The following is a 15,713-nucleotide window of genomic DNA, read 5'->3' as shown; positions in this document are numbered from 1 at the left end:
CCTTAATCACCTTCAGTGCCGGGAGGCGTCGGTGCCGCATCCGGTAATTCAGTATTATTATCACCTAAGAGTATGTGATCGAGGATCTGGCGGGTGATGGTACCCACAGCCGGACCTGCGCCGCCGTTTTCCAGAATAATCGCCACGGCTACCGTCGGTTTATCATAAGGGGCAAAGGCCGTCATCAGCTTGTGGTCACGTAAATGTTCGGCCACTTTGTGCGCGTTATAGGTCTCATAGCTGTATACCTGCGCAGTACCTGACTTAGCTGCCGCTTTATACGGTGTACCTTCGAAGAATTTACGCCCTGTGCCGTTCGGGCGGTTGGCTACGCCATACATACCGTCTTTCGCCAGTTCCCAAAAACCTGAGTGGATATCGCCAATCTGGATCTGTTTTTCTTGACGATAAGGCACCAACACGCCGTCTACTTTGGTATTCAGCAGTAAATGTGGATTTTTCACATCACCGTCATTGATTAATGTCATCAACGCTTTGGCCATCTGAATTGGTGTTGCCGTCCAGTAGCCTTGACCGATACCTACGGGAATAGTATCCCCTTGATACCAAGGTTTTTTATGGCGTTTTTGTTTCCATTCACGCGTTGGCATGATGCCCGCACGTTCTTCTGATAAATCAATGCCGGTATATTCACCGTAGCCGAACTTGCTCATCCATTCGGAAAGGCGGTCAATCCCCATGTCATAAGCAACCTGATAGAAGAAGGTATCCGCGGATTCTTCAATGGCTTTGGTGACATTCAGGCGCCCGTGACCCCATTTTTTCCAGTCGCGATAGCGTTTTTCTGAGCCAGGTAACTGCCACCAACCGGGATCGAACAGACTGGTATTTTTATTAATCACGCCAGCGCTTAAAGCCGAAACGGCAATATAAGGTTTTACCGTAGAAGCCGGCGGATAAACGCCTTGTGTCGCCCGGTTGATCAGCGGGCGGTTTGGGTCATTGAGCAGACCCTGATAATCTTTGTTGGAAATACCGTCAACGAACAGGTTCGGGTCATAGCTTGGGTTGGATACCAGCGCCAGAATTCCGCCGGTGCGCGGATCGGTCACTACAACCGCCGCGCGGCTACCGCTTAGCAGTTGTTCTATGTAGGTTTGCAGATGCAGATCCAGCGTCAGGTAAATATCTTTACCTGCCTGCGGCGGTTGTTCGTGTAATTGACGAATAACCCTGCCACGGTTATTCACTTCTACCTCTTCATAACCGGTTTTACCGTGTAATACCGGTTCGTAATAGCGTTCTATACCCAATTTGCCAATATCGTGGGTCGCGGCGTAGTTGGCCAGAATGCCTTCTTTATCCAATCGCTCGACGTCTTTGTCGTTTATTTTGGATACGTAGCCAATAACGTGAGTGAGTGCGGATCCGTAAGGATAAAAGCGGCGTTGGTAACCTTTGACTTCAATTCCGGGAAAACGGAATTGGTTAACCGCAAAGCGGGCGACCTGAACTTCGGTCAGCGGCGTTTTGACTGCAATAGAGGTAAAGCGTCGGGAACGTTTGCGTTCTTTTTCAAAGTTCGCAATATCTTCATCCGTCAGATCGACAATAGGACGTAATGCATCGAGAGTCGCTTTTAGATTCTCGATTTTCTCTGGCATTAATTCGAGTTGATAAATCGTGCGATTCATCGCCAAAGGAATGCCATTGCGGTCATATATCATGCCGCGACTAGGAGCAATAGGAACCAGTTTGATGCGGTTTTCATTAGAACGGGTGCGGTAATCCTCAAAGCGAACAATTTGTAAATTGTACAAATTGGCGATCAACACACCGATAAGTAAAAGAATACCTAGAAACGCCACGAGAGCGCGGCGTACAAACAGGGCTGATTCAGCCGAATAGTCGCGAAAAGGGTTACGTTCTTTTTTCATCCCGCTAAATACTTACTCTGGTCAAAGTCACCACGTTGCTCAGGCTCATCACCCGATTATTCTCGGTGGTAAGGATGATTGGTCGTAATACTCCAGGCACGATACAGGCTTTCTGCCACCAGTACGCGCACTAAAGGATGAGGTAGCGTCAGCGGAGAGAGCGACCAGCTCTGCTCTGCTGCGGCTTTACAGGTCGGAGCCAGTCCTTCCGGCCCGCCAATAAGCAGGCTGACGTTGCGGCCGTCCTGCTTCCAGCGTTCCAGCTGATGGGCTAACTGAGGAGTTTCCCAGGGCGTGCCTGGGATATCCAAAGTGACAATTCGGTTGTTTTTACCGACTGCCGCCAGCATCAGTTCGCCTTCTTTTTCCAGAATACGTTTGATATCCGCATTCTTGCCCCGTTTCCCAGCCGGTATCTCTATCAGCTCAAAAGGCATGTCTTTAGGAAAACGGTGCAGATAATCCATGAAGCCGGTCTGCACCCAGTCCGGCATCTTAGTGCCGACGGCTACCAGTTGCAGTTTCACTCTTTAGCCCCAGAGTTTTTCAAGTTCATACAGGCGACGACTTTCTTCTTGCATCACATGTACGATAACGTCGCCCAGATCGACAACGATCCAGTCAGATACGCCCTGGCCTTCGATTCCTAATGGAATCATGCCGGCTTTACGGGATTCTTGTACCAGATTATCAGCCAAAGCCATAACGTGGCGGGTAGAAGTACCGGTACAGATAATCATGCAATCGGTAATGCTGGATTTACCTTTCACGTCGATAGAAAGAATGTCTTGGCCTTTCAAGTCATCGAGCTTGTCGATAACAAATTCTTGGAGCGCTTTACCTTGCAAAGGTTCCCCCTCAGGTGATTTATGTCCATAACCTTCGCTGATTATACGTTTTGCCGGAATTTCTTCTCAGCACGCAATCTGTTACGAGCGGTTATGATGTATTTATCGGCAGGATGCCGCTGAAAGCCAGCTGTTTACTGCAATTTCTACAGGGGTTTTCAGCGAATACCTAAAATTAAGCGGCGAAGTATATCATGGGACTAAGGCTCGCGATATAAACCCTGTAACTCGATGTATCGCTGAACTGCGCGCGGTAACAGGTCATCACAGCTTAGTCCTTCACGTCGCCGTCGGCGAATCTCAGTGGCGGATATATCCAAAAGTGGAGTATCTGCCAGATAGATAAAGCCATTGGGTTGCTGGCTGAGTTTTTCTGGTTGCGTAACCTGATGTTGTTCCAGCCAGTTTTGAAGCTCGGGAGTATCCAGCTTCTCGGCATAACCGGGACGAGCGCAGACCAGTATATGGCAAACATCCAACAGCGATTGCCAGCGGTGCCATTTATGCAGTGATAATAATGAATCCTGGCCGATGATAAAAGCCAGCGCTAGATCGGGACCACGTTCTGCACGCAGCGATTCCAGCGTATCTATAGTGTAAGACGGCGTGGTGCGCTGTAGCTCGCGATCGTCAACTTGAAATAGCGGGTTTCCCTCAATGGCGAGCTTTACCATTTCCAGCCGTTGTTGCGCAGAGGCTTCCGGCTGTGGCCGATGAGGCGGAACGTGATTGGGCAGCAAAATAATCTGCTGTAATCCGACCTGCTGGGCCAAAGCTTCCACCGGACGTAAATGGCCGTAATGGATGGGATCAAAGGTGCCCCCAAACAGTGCGTGTAAGCTGCGCTCTGGTTTGGCTTTATCGGCCTGCTTATCCAGCATCAAAGAAACTCTCAGGTAAGGTTTTGCCACAGATCAGCAGGGAAAGTGACTCTAACTCAGGCCAAACGGACTGACCGTAGTCCTGCTTGAGGCGAATCTCCATTTGCGTTAGCAAATGCACACTGCGCTGTAACTGTTGCAATGTGAGACGCTGAAGCGCCTGTGTCATCAGATTACGGCGGTTTTGCCAGACTTTATGCTGATCGAATAGGGTTCTAAGCGGCGTAGTAGCCATTTGCCTTTTTAAGTTCAGCAGTAGCAACAGTTCCCTTTGGACGGTGCGTAGCAAAATAATAGGTTCGCTATCTTCCAGCCGCAGTTGCTGCAAAATATGCCAAGCCCGCTTACTTTTCCCCGCCAGCAATGCATCCAGCCAATGATAAGGCGTGAAATGCGCCGCATCATTAACAGCTTGTTCTACGCGCGGCAGGGTTAATTTGCCGTCTGGATAGAGCAGGGAGAGACGTTCCAACGCCTGAGACAACGCCAGTAAATTGCCTTCATAGCAATAACAAAGCAGTTGAATAGCCGCATCATCGACGTCGAGGTTGAGACTTTTGGCTCGAGTTTGAACCCAGCGAGGAAGCTGTGCCTGTTCTGGTGTCTGGCAGCTGATTAATGCGCATTTTGGACTCAGAGTCTTAAACCAGGCGCTGTTTTCCTGCGCTTTGGTGAGTTTGTTAGCACGCAAAATCAGAAGAATATCGGGATGTAGCAGACTTGTCAGTTTAACTAACTGTTCGCTCATGGCGGCGGTTAAACCACTATCAGGGAATACCAGTAGCAGAGTTTGGCGGCTGGAGAACAGGCTTAGTGCCTGACAAATGCTGAAGATATTGTCCCATTCGGTATGGGCATCTAACGCTACGGTGTAATGTTCGGTAAAACCTTGCTGTGACGCAGCTTGACGGATGCGATCCTGACTTTCCTGCAACAGCAGCGGTTCGTTCCCACACAGCAGATAACAAGCGCGCAGCCCCTCTTGGAGCTGCGCGGCGAGTTGTTCAGGATAAATACGAATCATTGGGCAGAGGCAACTGGAGTCACTGTTTTGGCCGTAGCCGGCTTAGCGTCTTCTGCTTGTACCTTTTTCACTTCTTCAGCGTGTACGGTCAGTAATTTCCGCACTAACTGTTGAGCGGCCTGTTCACGCATTTCCTGCGCAATGATGTCGCTTTCTGCCGTTTTTGCTAACGCGGTTAACGGGTTATCAAAGAAGGAGCGGAAAACGGTCACATTCAACGGGTAAATATCATGCCCAGGAATCAGCACCTGCGCCTGAACATTCAGTACCATTTGGTATTCTGCTGTCACGCCGTTCTGGAACACCGAAACGGTGTCCTGACTTTGCGACGATCCCAAAATACGCAGCGTCGGCAGATCCTTGCGCATCGCATCGTCAACAATGGTGACGTTGCTTAAACGCAGCTGTTGACGAATAGAACGTGTCAACGGCCCATAAGGATCGCTGCTTTGCAGCAACATTTTTTGCAGTTCCTGAGGCACCTGTGTAGTGCCCCGCAGATGAAAACCGCAGCCAGCGGTGACCAGCACCGCTAACCCCAGCAACAGCGTCAGAATACGATGTCGCACAACTCCTCCTTGTCTTAACCTACAACCAGGTTAAGCAGTTTGCCAGGGACATAGATCACTTTACGAATCGTAACCCCATCCAGATATTTTGCCACCAGACGCTCCTGACTTGCGCACTCACGTACGTATTCTTCAGTTGCATCGGCTGGCACGGTGATCTTGCCGCGAACCTTGCCGTTTACCTGTACCACGACTAACTTAGAATCTTCAACCATGGCCTGCTCATCAGCCACTGGCCACGGAGCGGTATCGATATCGCCTTCGCCGCCCAGTTCCTGCCACAGAGTGAAGCAGACGTGAGGGGTGAACGGATACAGCATACGCACCACGGCCAGCAGTGCTTCTTGCATGAAGGCACGGTCCTGCTCGGTTTCCTGTGGCGCACGACCCAGTTTGTTCATCAGCTCCATCACGGCGGCAATCGCTGTGTTGAAGGTCTGACGGCGACCAACGTCATCGGTCACTTTAGCAATGGTTTTGTGCAGATCGCGACGCAGTGATTTTTGATCTTCAGTCAGGCTGGCGATATCCAGCGGCTGTGTAGCCCCTTTGCTGGCGTGCTCAAACACCAAACGCCATACGCGTTTCAGGAAGCGGTTAGCCCCTTCAACACCAGACTCCTGCCATTCCAGCGTCATTTCTGCCGGAGAAGCGAACATCATGAACAGACGAACGGTATCCGCGCCGTATTTTTCGACCATGACTTGTGGGTCGATCCCGTTGTTCTTCGATTTCGACATTTTGCTCATACCGGCATAAACCAGTTCATGGCCTTCGCCATCAACGGCTTTAGTGATACGGCCTTTGTCATCACGTTCAACAATGGCGTCAACCGGAGATACCCAAATACGCTCGCCGTTGCTACCGGTGTAGTAGAAGGCATCGGCCAGAACCATGCCCTGACACAGGAGGCGCTTGGCGGGTTCATCCGAATCCACTAAGCCTGCATCGCGCATCAGCTTATGGAAGAAGCGGAAGTACATCAAATGCATGATGGCGTGTTCGATACCGCCCACATATTGATCGACCGGCAGCCAGTAGTTAGCCGCAGCCGGGTCCAGCATGCCTTCGTCATATTGCGGGCAAGTGTAACGCGCGTAGTACCAGGATGATTCCATAAAGGTATCAAAAGTATCGGTTTCACGCAGACCTGGCAAACCGTTAACGGTGGTTTTTGCCCACTCGGCATCGGCTTTAATTGGGCTGGTAATACCGTCCATAACCACGTCTTCAGGCAGGATCACTGGCAGTTGATCTTCTGGCGTTGGTACCACGGTACCGTCTTCCAGCGTGATCATCGGGATTGGCGCACCCCAATAGCGTTGACGGGAAACCCCCCAGTCACGCAGGCGGTAGTTCACTTTGCGTTGACCCACGCCAAGCGCTACCAGCTTATCGGCGATAGCATCGAAAGCAGCCTGATAATCCAGACCGTCGAATTCTCCTGAATTGAACAGAGTGCCTTTTTCGGTCAATGGCGCGGCGCTCAAATCAGGCGCGGTGCCTTCTGCGGTCAAAATTACCGGCTGAATTGGCAAGTTGTATTTGGTCGCAAACTCCCAGTCGCGCTGATCGTGACCCGGAACGGCCATCACTGCGCCAGTGCCGTAATCCATCAATACAAAGTTAGCGACCCAGATCGCCACTTCTTCGCCGGTCAACGGATGGATAGCAGACAGGCCGGTGGCCATGCCTTTTTTCTCCATAGTTGCCATTTCGGCTTCGGCCACTTTGGTATTACGGCATTCGTCAACGAACTCGGCCAGCGCCGGGTTGGTTTTGGCCGCTTCTAGCGCCAGCGGGTGACCGGCAGCAACGGCCACGTAGGTTACGCCAAAGAAGGTATCTGGACGGGTGGTGTAAACAGTCAGTTTTTCCGCACTGTTAGCCACGTCAAAGGTAATTTCCACCCCTTCAGAACGGCCAATCCAGTTGCGTTGCATGGTTTTTACCTGCTCTGGCCAGCTTTCCAGCTTGTCCAGATCGTTCAGCAACTGATCGGCATAATCGGTGATTTTGATAAACCACTGCGGAATTTCTTTACGTTCGACTTTGGTATCGCAGCGCCAGCAGCAGCCGTCGATAACCTGTTCGTTAGCCAGAACCGTCAGATCGTGAGGGCACCAGTTTACCGCGGAGGTCTTTTTGTAGACCATGCCTTTTTCGTACAGCTTGGTGAAGAACCATTGTTCCCAACGGTAATAGTCAGGTTTACAGGTGGCGATTTCGCGATCCCAGTCATAGCCGAAGCCCAGCAGTTTCAACTGGTTCTTCATATATTCGATGTTGTCGTAAGTCCACGGAGCTGGGGCGGTGTTATTTTTAACTGCTGCGCCTTCAGCTGGCAGACCAAATGCATCCCAGCCGATAGGCTGTAGGACGTTTTTACCCAGCATACGCTGGTAGCGCGAAATCACGTCACCAATGGTGTAGTTACGAACGTGACCCATATGTAGGCGGCCAGACGGATATGGCAGCATAGAGAGGCAGTAGTATTTCTCTTTGCTCGCGTCTTCAGTCACTTTGAAAGTTTGCTTCTTTTGCCAATGAAGCTGAACGTGCGATTCGATATCTTCCGGGCGGTATTGCTCTTGCATGGCAGCCAATGGTCCTATAGTGAAAACAGCTACACCTGTAGCATCATCTGTTTAATATCATAAAGTGAGATCCGCATAGCATAGCTGATAAGCGGCAGCCGCAACAACACTCTGCGGGTCACTGTCGCGTTTTTCTGCGCGACGGATAGCATTAATGGGCAGAGTGAGGGCGGTCACCCCCCAATGATCGCGTGACATCAGATATTTACGGCTAAAATAAATAGAGATAACTTTAACTCTCAGGCGAAAAATACGCTTTATCACCGGTTACTCGAGGAGACTGTATGAACAAGGTGGCTCAATATTACCGTGAATTAGTGGCATCGCTGACCGAGCGCTTGAAGAATGGAGAACGGGATATCGATCAACTGGTCGCCAGTGCGGAACAACGGCTGAACACGGTAGAAGATTTAACGCGCAGCGAAGTCGATCAGATTACCCAGGCCGTTCGTCGGGATTTGGAGGAGTTTGCTCGTAGTTACGAAGAAAGTAAGGACGAGTTTACTGATAGCGTTTTCATGCGGGTTATCAAAGAGAGTCTGTGGCAAGAATTAGCCGATATTACCGATAAAACCCAGCTTGAATGGCGCGAAGTGTTTAAGGATGTCAGCCACCACGGGGTTTATCACAGTGGGGAAGTGGTCGGGTTAGGCAATCTGGTTTGTGAAAAATGCCACCACCACTTAGCGTTCTATACTCCGGAAGTATTACCTCTTTGCCCAAAATGCGGTCACGATCAATTCCACCGTCGCCCATTCCAGCCATAACCTTCACTTATAGACACTCCGCCTGTGCGGAGTGTCATAAAACCGTTATTTCCCGTAGCGAGCTACGCGATCTACCAGTAAATCAATAAAACTCTGTCGATTAATATCCATCAATATTTGCGTATTGGCCGTTTTCCCCGTCAATTGATAGAAATCCGTTACCGTCATGCCTTGTGTGTATTTGCCCTGAGTTTCTATTCCAACCCAACGGTCAATACTTTGGAATAGCTCGGGAGCTAGGAGCCAGGCAATGGTACAAGGATCGTGCAATGGCGCACCTTTAAAGCCCCAGCGTTCCTGGCGATGATAAAGCATAAAGAAATCCAACAGACCGGCGACCACGTCGGCCACCGGATTACCAAGCTGACGGAAACGCTCAATATCCTCGCTCATTACCTGTGCTTTATGGGTGACATCCAACCCGGCCATGGTCAGGGGAATGCCGGATTGGAATACCCGTTCGGCGGCCTCAGGGTCGACATAAATATTAAACTCTGCCGCTGGCGTCCAGTTGCCCAACATGACCGAGCCGCCCATGATCACGATGCGTTCGATCTTGGGCGTCAGTTCGGTGTGACTGGCGAGCAATAAGGCGATATTGGTCAAAGGGCCCGTGGCGACCAGAGTGATGGGACGCGGGCTGGCGCGCAGAACTCTGGCTATCAGTTCCACCGCATTTTCCGCTTGGGGCGCAAAATCAGGTTCAGGCAGAGCCGGGCCATCCAGCCCACTTTCTCCGTGTACGTTATCGGCAATGATAAGTTCGCGAAGCAAAGGTTTTTGCGCACCACCAGCCACGGGAATATCCTGACGTTTCAGCAAGGTCAAAATACGCAGTGCGTTACGCAGCGTTTTTTCCGACGTTTGATTACCGGCGCTGGTGGTCACGGCTTCGACTTTCAGTTCGGGGGAGGCGAGAGCCAGAATCAGTGCAATGGCATCGTCATGGCCGGGATCGCAATCGATAATAATAGAGCGGGACATAGGTTTTCCTCTTGTTGTGTCTATTTATTGCCGACAATGGACAAAATAATCAAAAGAGGCAATAAACGGCAGTGAAACAGGAGAGGGAGATTCAAATCCTCCCCCGAAAGGGAGGATAATTATGGGTTAGGTGTTAGTGCAGAATCTTAGCGAGGAAATCTTTAGCTCGCTCAGATTTAGGATTGTTGAAGAAATCGTCCTTATTACTGTCTTCGACAATTTTCCCTTCATCCATAAAGATCACCCGATGCGCCACTTTGCGGGCAAAGCCCATTTCATGAGTGACGACCATCATCGTCATGCCTTCGTGAGCCAGTTTGACCATAACGTCCAACACTTCATTGATCATTTCCGGATCGAGTGCCGAAGTCGGTTCGTCAAACAGCATGGCGATAGGATCCATGCACAGCGCACGGGCGATGGCGACACGTTGTTGCTGACCGCCGGAAAGTTGAGACGGGAATTTGTCGGCATGAGTCGTTAACCCGACGCGTTCCAGCAGTTTTAGTCCTTTCTCCCGCGAGGCGGCTTTATCGCGTTTTAATACTTTTACCTGAGCCAGCGTCAGGTTTTCGATGATCGATAAATGAGGAAACAGTTCGAAATGCTGGAAAACCATGCCGACTTTGGAACGTAGCTGAGCCAGATTGGTGCCTTTATCATTCACGGCAATGTTGTTAACAAAAATACTACCTTGTTGAATAGGTTCCAGCCCGTTGACGGTTTTAATCAGGGTGGATTTGCCTGAGCCTGAAGGACCGCAGACTACCACGACCTCACCTTTTTTAACTTCGGTGGAGCAGTCGCTCAAAACCTGAAAGTGACCATACCACTTAGAAACATTTTTCAGGGAAATCATCAAACAGTCCTTTTCTTCAAATAGTTAACCAGCATCGACGCCGCAATACTGATAACAAAATAAACCAAACCGGCGAACAGAACCATTTCGACCTGAGTACCGTCACGCTCACCGATGGTAGTTGCGGTGCGGAAGAAATCGGCCAAGCTAAGCACATACACCAGCGATGTATCCTGGAATAACACGATGCCCTGAGTGAGCAAGAGCGGAACCATGGCCCTAAATGCCTGAGGTAAAATAACCAGACGCATCGATTGGCCTTGGGTCATCCCTAAAGCCAGAGCGGCGGATGATTGTCCGCGGGAAATACTCTGAATCCCCGCTCGGATAATTTCCGAGTAATAGGCCGCTTCAAACAGGGAAAAGGCTACCATGGCTGAGATCAGTCGAATATCGGTTTTTGGCGATAGCCCAAGCACATTTTGTAATAAGCTTGGAACCACTAGATAGAACCACAGCAATACCATGACTAAAGGCACTGAACGGAATAGATTGACGTAAAGGGTGGCAAACCAGCTAATCGCTTTGATCGACGACAAACGCATCACCGCCAGTATGGTGCCCCACAGAATGCCGAAAACGATAGCGATAACGGTAATTTTGGCCGTAACGACCAGCCCTTGTAGCAAATAAGGCATGCTGGGCGCGATGGAACTCCAGTCAAATTCGTACATTATTTACTCCCCAAATTGCCGGGTAACTGCACTTTCTTTTCTACCAATCGCATAATCAGCATGATAACGGCGTTGATTAAGACATAAGCCAACGTGATTGCCGTGAAGGATTCATAGGCATGCGCGGAATAATCCAGCAGCTTACCGGCCTGCGCCGCCATATCCACCAGACCTATAGTTGATGCAATCGCCGAGTTCTTTACCAGATTCAGCATTTCGGAAGTCATCGGCGGAATGATGACGCGATAGGCATTGGGCAATAATACATAGCGATAGGTTTGTGGCAGAGTCAGGCCCATCGCCAGCCCAGCGGCCTTTTGGCCTCGCGGTAGGGATTGAATACCGGCTCTAACCTGCTCACAGACACGAGCTGCGGTGAACAGCCCAAGGCATAGCATGGAAGAAAGGAAGAACTGTATATTCGGGTCTAACTCGGTTTTAAACCACATGCCGATATGGGTCGGCAGCAGTTCGGGAACCACCAGATACCAAGTAAAGAATTGCACAATGAGCGGGACGTTACGGAATAACTCCACGTAACAGGTACCGATTGACGAAAGGAGCCGATTGGGGACGGTTCGTAAAATACCGAACAGGGAACCGACGAAAAAGGCAATAACCCATGCGCTCAGTGACAGCGCAACCGTGACCTGAAAGCCAGACCAAATCCAGCCTAGGTAGGTGGTGTTACCGAATGGGGCGGGTTGAAGGAAAATCCCCCAATTCCAGTCTATAGACATAGCTAACTCCCTTAAAAGGGTGGAGAAACCACCCTGAAGACTGATGATGAATAGCCGCACCGCGCTGACCGAAAGGAAACAAAAAAATGCGGAGTGGGGAACGGCCACCCCGCATCCTGTCTACCAAACGGTCATCATCAATCACCAGGACAGCGTACTGCCCCGGATATTATTTTTAGTTCAATGCCTTGTCGTTAGGTTCTTTGAACAGCTTTTTCATGTCATCAGACAGAGAGAAATTCAGGTTCAGATTTTTCGGTGGGATAGGCTGTGTGAACCAGCGCTCGAAGGATTTAGTTGCTACGCCAGAGGTTTGCGCGTTAGCAATGGTTTCATCCATTAAAGCTTTAAACTGCGGGTCATCTTTACGCAACATACAACCGTAGGCTTCCTGAGACTGCGGCGTACCTACAATCTCCCATTCCCCGGATTTCTTGGCTTTGGCACGTTCACCGGCCAGCAGGGCGTCATCCATCATAAAGGCAACAGCGCGGCCGCTTTCCAGCGTACGGAAGGAATCCCCGTGATCTTTGGCGCTGATAATGCGCATGTTCATTTTGTTTTCTTCGTTCAGCTTATTCAGCAGCACTTCAGAAGTGGTTCCGGAAGTCACTACCACGGCTTTACCAGTCAGGTCTTTGAAATCTTTGATTCCAGAGTCTTTTTTTGTCAGTAAACGGGTACCAACCACAAAGATGGTATTGGAGAATGCGGCCTGTTTCTGGCGCTCGATGTTATTGGTGGTGGAACCACACTCAAAATCAAAGGTGCCATTTTGCAGCAATGGAATACGATTTTGTGACGTCACGGGAATCAGCTTGACCTGTAAATCCGGCAGATTCAGCTTTTTCTTCACCGCATCGACGATCAGGTTGGAGTAATCCTGTGAATAACCGACTACTTTCTGCTGATTATCGTAATAAGAGAAGGGAACGGAAGACTCACGATGGCCAACGACGATCACGCCGTTATCTTTGATTTTCTTCAGCGTGCCAGTCAGTTCTTCCGCATGGGCTACGCTACTTGCCATTCCAACTAACAGTAGCGATAACGCCAGTTTACGCATTTGCATGGTCCAACTCCTGTGATGTTGTGGTGCTGCTTGATGTTGTGATGCTGAAATCGTCTTATCTGAATTGGGTATATGACAAAAAAATCATTACCGCTTTATTAACGAGCGATCTCTTCTTTTACTTGTAACAGATTATCGCGATAAAAACGTATGTTGTTATATAAATGATATTAAAATGTTTGTCTTTTGAGACGGAAATCGCACCAAATAAAGGCAATTAAACCGACGTGCACCAAGTTCGTGCTGTTGATGCGCTAAATTTGTGCAATAAAACGGCCAGCCCTGGTTGAAAATAAGAAAACCGAGGGATAAAGACCCGAATCACAAGGAATATTGCAAGGCGTGTGCCAGTTGTGGTTCTCCCGCGGAACGCGGGAGAGAAAATGCGGGAAAAAGGCGACTATTCGTTGGGCGTGAGCTGTTGGGTAATAGCGATATGGGCTTTAAACACCTCTAGCACTGATGGGAGCTGTTCTTTTTTGACCTGTTTTTCCGGGTTCCACAGTTCGGCAAAAGTAATAGCTCGGCCACAGTGAATAAAGACCTCGGTAACCTCGATCACCAGAACGCTGCGCGCGGGCTGCCCATTTTGTGCAAAGCGGTTGCACAGTTCTGGGTCAACGCTGATTTTAGCGCGGCCATTTACTCGAAAACCTTCATTCCAGCCGGGAATCAGGAACAAAATACCGAGGAATGGGTTTTGCAGCAGATTACGGATGCCGTCCAGACGGTTATTCCCCGGGCGATCCGGAAATAATAAGGTTTTATCGTCTTCAACATGAATAAAACCGGGTTCTCCGCCCTTAGGTGAACAGTCAACGCCGCTAGCGCCAAAGGTACCTAAAATAGCGAACGGGGAAGCTGCGATCAGCTTTCGGGCATAGCTATCGAGATGACCAATCTGCTTTTGCATCACGTTTTTATTAGGCTGCGCATAGTGCTGATTCAACTGATCTTCAGTTGTCAGGATAAATTCGGGATTCAGTTGCATACAGTCTCAGTTAATAATTATGCTAATTATTCGTATTAGCGAGAACCATAACAGCCGCCATTCCAATGCGCAATATTAGCGTAATACGGGTAATAAGGCCGCAATCCGTATAAACAGCGCTATTTTGATCGAAATTTAGGAAACATCTCCACGGCGTTACTGGCGTTAACTTCATGCAACTTCAGATGGGTGAAGGGCAAATGAATCGCCGCAACGCAGAGGTGTTGCGGCGATTTTTTACGTCGAATGAACGTGAGGTGCATTCGGATCGATTAATTCTTACCTGAACGCGCGACGAAACCCAGCGTGATCACACCCAAAATCAGCGTAATAACCCAGAGTGGCCAACCGCCAAAACGGGCATAAGGCGTGAGACCGGTGGTCGGTGTCACTTTGACTTCCAGTACTTCGCGCGTGAACTGAGGGATCTGAGCCAATACGTTACCGTCAGCTCCCACCGCAGCGGTGACGCCGTTGTTGGTGCTACGCAGCAAAGGACGACCCAGCTCCAGCGCTCTCATGCGCGCCATCTGGAAATGCTGCCATGGGCCGATGGAATGGCCAAACCAAGCGTCATTGGAAATGGTTAGCAAGAAATCCGAATTCGCTTTGAAATTGTCTCTCACCTGTTGGCCCAGGATAATTTCGTAGCAAATCGCCGCCGTCATATCAAAACCGGCTACGTTGACCTGTGGTTGTACATAGCTACCGCGGCTAAATGAAGACATTGGCAGGTTGAACAAGGGGGCGAGTGGCCGCAGCAGGGCTTCCAGCGGGACATATTCACCGAAAGGTACCAGATGATGCTTGCTGTAGCGATTTACCGTCGGATATTGGTAGGGCTCTTTATCGCCGAGCACAATCAAGCTGTTAAAGAAACGGTAGCCATCCGGCGTATTGCGAGCATCAACAATACCGGTAATCAGGCTACTGTGATTGGCGCGCATCAAGCTGTCCATCATGGTCAGGAAGGCAGTTTGATCGGTTTCAATATCGGGAATAGCGGATTCAGGCCAGATAATTATTGGAGCTTTGCCCATATAAGGCTGGCTGGCATTCAAATACACTTGCAGGGTATCGATTAGCGCCTTCGGATCCCACTTCATCGATTGAGCAATATTACCTTGCACCATCGCCACATTTACTGCGCGTTCCGGTTGAGGGGTAAACCAGTGCCATTGGCGCAGCGGCCAGGGCAGCAGCAATAAAGCCGTAGCAATAACCGCTGGCAGCCAGCGTCGCTGGTGGAGCGCATAAGCCAGTAATCCACTGATGGCGACCAGCATGAAAGTAACGCCATCAACGCCTAAAATCGGTGCAATGCCCTTCAGCGGCCCGTTAATCTGGGTATAACCGAACTGCAGCCAAGGGAAACCGGTCAGCACCCAGCCGCGTAAAAACTCACTCAGTTGCCATAAGACAGGCGCGGCAATGGCTAAGCGCCACCAGGTAGGTTTTGGGCACAGGCGGGTTAATGCGCCGGCAAACAGCATGGTGTAGAGCGACAAGTAGGCCGCCAGTAACACCACCAAGAATAGGTTGACCAGCGTTGGCATACCGCCAAATTCGGCGATAGTGACATAAACCCAGTTTACGCCAGTGCCAAATAGCCCCATTCCCCAGATAAAACCGATAAAGGCAGACTGTCGAGCACTGCGATTTAGAGTCAGACTGAGTAAACCAAACAGGGATACTAGCGAGGCTGGCCAGAAATCGAAGGGGGAAAATGCCAGCGTACCGCTGGCACCAAAAAATAGCGCCAGCAGGGCGCGAACCCACTGGCGATTGAATAACGAAGCGTTAGCCATC

16 protein-coding genes are annotated in these 15,713 nt (G+C 50.0%); 1 reads left to right on the top strand and 15 read right to left on the bottom strand.

The annotated features are described in order from the left end of the window. Positions 1-2: 2 nt before the first annotated feature. From mrdA to AD970_RS02745, 8 genes are all read right to left on the bottom strand, one after another. Positions 3-1,898, bottom strand: a complete 1,896-nt coding sequence (mrdA, locus tag AD970_RS02780; protein WP_049596790.1) for a peptidoglycan DD-transpeptidase MrdA — start codon at positions 1,896-1,898, stop codon at positions 3-5. Positions 1,899-1,954: 56 nt separating this feature from the next. After that, on the bottom strand, positions 1,955-2,425 hold the full coding sequence (rlmH, locus tag AD970_RS02775) for a 23S rRNA (pseudouridine(1915)-N(3))-methyltransferase RlmH (RefSeq protein WP_049596789.1): 471 nt from the start codon (positions 2,423-2,425) through the stop codon (positions 1,955-1,957). 3 nt (positions 2,426-2,428) lie between these two features. Continuing rightward, positions 2,429-2,746: a ribosome silencing factor gene (gene rsfS, locus AD970_RS02770; protein WP_049596788.1), complete on the bottom strand. Its 318-nt coding sequence runs from the start codon at positions 2,744-2,746 to the stop codon at positions 2,429-2,431. Positions 2,747-2,946: 200 nt separating this feature from the next. Beyond that, positions 2,947-3,627, bottom strand: coding sequence for a nicotinate-nucleotide adenylyltransferase (gene nadD / locus AD970_RS02765; RefSeq protein ID WP_049596787.1), 681 nt, complete (start codon positions 3,625-3,627; stop codon positions 2,947-2,949). Further along, positions 3,617-4,651: a DNA polymerase III subunit delta gene (gene holA / locus AD970_RS02760; protein ID WP_049596786.1), complete on the bottom strand. Its 1,035-nt coding sequence runs from the start codon at positions 4,649-4,651 to the stop codon at positions 3,617-3,619. The genes nadD and holA overlap by 11 nt, the downstream gene beginning before the upstream one ends. Next, positions 4,648-5,220 carry an LPS assembly lipoprotein LptE gene (gene lptE, locus AD970_RS02755; protein WP_049596785.1) on the bottom strand — a complete coding sequence of 191 codons (573 nt, stop codon included), beginning with the start codon at positions 5,218-5,220 and terminating at the stop codon, positions 4,648-4,650. The genes holA and lptE overlap by 4 nt, the downstream gene beginning before the upstream one ends. Positions 5,221-5,234: 14 nt before the next feature. Next, complete coding sequence (leuS, locus tag AD970_RS02750; protein ID WP_049596784.1) at positions 5,235-7,817, bottom strand: leucine--tRNA ligase; 2,583 nt, start codon at positions 7,815-7,817, stop codon at positions 5,235-5,237. A 57-nt stretch (positions 7,818-7,874) separates the two neighbouring features. Further along, positions 7,875-8,081, bottom strand: a complete 207-nt coding sequence (locus tag AD970_RS02745; RefSeq protein ID WP_049596783.1) for a hypothetical protein — start codon at positions 8,079-8,081, stop codon at positions 7,875-7,877. A 20-nt stretch (positions 8,082-8,101) separates the two neighbouring features. Here AD970_RS02745 and AD970_RS02740 point away from each other — a divergent pair, with 20 nt between their 5' ends. Then, entirely contained in the window at positions 8,102-8,584 is a 483-nt protein-coding gene (locus tag AD970_RS02740; protein ID WP_049596782.1) for a zinc ribbon-containing protein, read from the top strand. Between the two features lie 45 nt (positions 8,585-8,629). Here AD970_RS02740 and rihA read toward each other — a convergent pair whose 3' ends face one another. The 7 genes from rihA to lnt all read right to left on the bottom strand — a co-directional run bounded on the left by rihA (position 8,630) and on the right by lnt (position 15,712). Continuing rightward, on the bottom strand, positions 8,630-9,568 hold the full coding sequence (gene rihA / locus AD970_RS02735) for a pyrimidine-specific ribonucleoside hydrolase RihA (RefSeq protein ID WP_049596781.1): 939 nt from the start codon (positions 9,566-9,568) through the stop codon (positions 8,630-8,632). A gap of 133 nt (positions 9,569-9,701) precedes the next feature. After that, positions 9,702-10,427: an amino acid ABC transporter ATP-binding protein gene (locus AD970_RS02730; RefSeq protein ID WP_049596780.1), complete on the bottom strand. Its 726-nt coding sequence runs from the start codon at positions 10,425-10,427 to the stop codon at positions 9,702-9,704. Next, entirely contained in the window at positions 10,427-11,101 is a 675-nt protein-coding gene (gltK, locus tag AD970_RS02725) for a glutamate/aspartate ABC transporter permease GltK (RefSeq protein ID WP_049596779.1), read from the bottom strand. Before gltK ends, AD970_RS02730 begins: the two co-directional genes overlap by 1 nt. Further along, the gene (locus AD970_RS02720; RefSeq protein ID WP_049596778.1) at positions 11,101-11,841 is read right to left on the bottom strand and encodes an amino acid ABC transporter permease; all 741 of its coding nucleotides are present in this window, start codon (positions 11,839-11,841) and stop codon (positions 11,101-11,103) included. Before AD970_RS02720 ends, gltK begins: the two co-directional genes overlap by 1 nt. Positions 11,842-12,016: 175 nt before the next feature. Continuing rightward, complete coding sequence (locus tag AD970_RS02715; protein ID WP_049596777.1) at positions 12,017-12,913, bottom strand: amino acid ABC transporter substrate-binding protein; 897 nt, start codon at positions 12,911-12,913, stop codon at positions 12,017-12,019. 400 nt (positions 12,914-13,313) lie between these two features. Beyond that, on the bottom strand, positions 13,314-13,904 hold the full coding sequence (locus AD970_RS02710; RefSeq protein WP_049596776.1) for an MSMEG_1061 family FMN-dependent PPOX-type flavoprotein: 591 nt from the start codon (positions 13,902-13,904) through the stop codon (positions 13,314-13,316). 272 nt (positions 13,905-14,176) lie between these two features. After that, positions 14,177-15,712, bottom strand: a complete 1,536-nt coding sequence (gene lnt / locus AD970_RS02705; RefSeq protein WP_049596775.1) for an apolipoprotein N-acyltransferase — start codon at positions 15,710-15,712, stop codon at positions 14,177-14,179. Position 15,713 lies beyond the last annotated feature (1 nt).

Origin of the sequence: Yersinia nurmii, assembly GCF_001112925.1 — a bacterium.
GTDB lineage: Bacteria > Pseudomonadota > Gammaproteobacteria > Enterobacterales > Enterobacteriaceae > Yersinia > Yersinia nurmii.
Note: the sequence above shows the minus strand (reverse complement) of the source record. Positions and strands in the feature narration are given on the sequence as shown.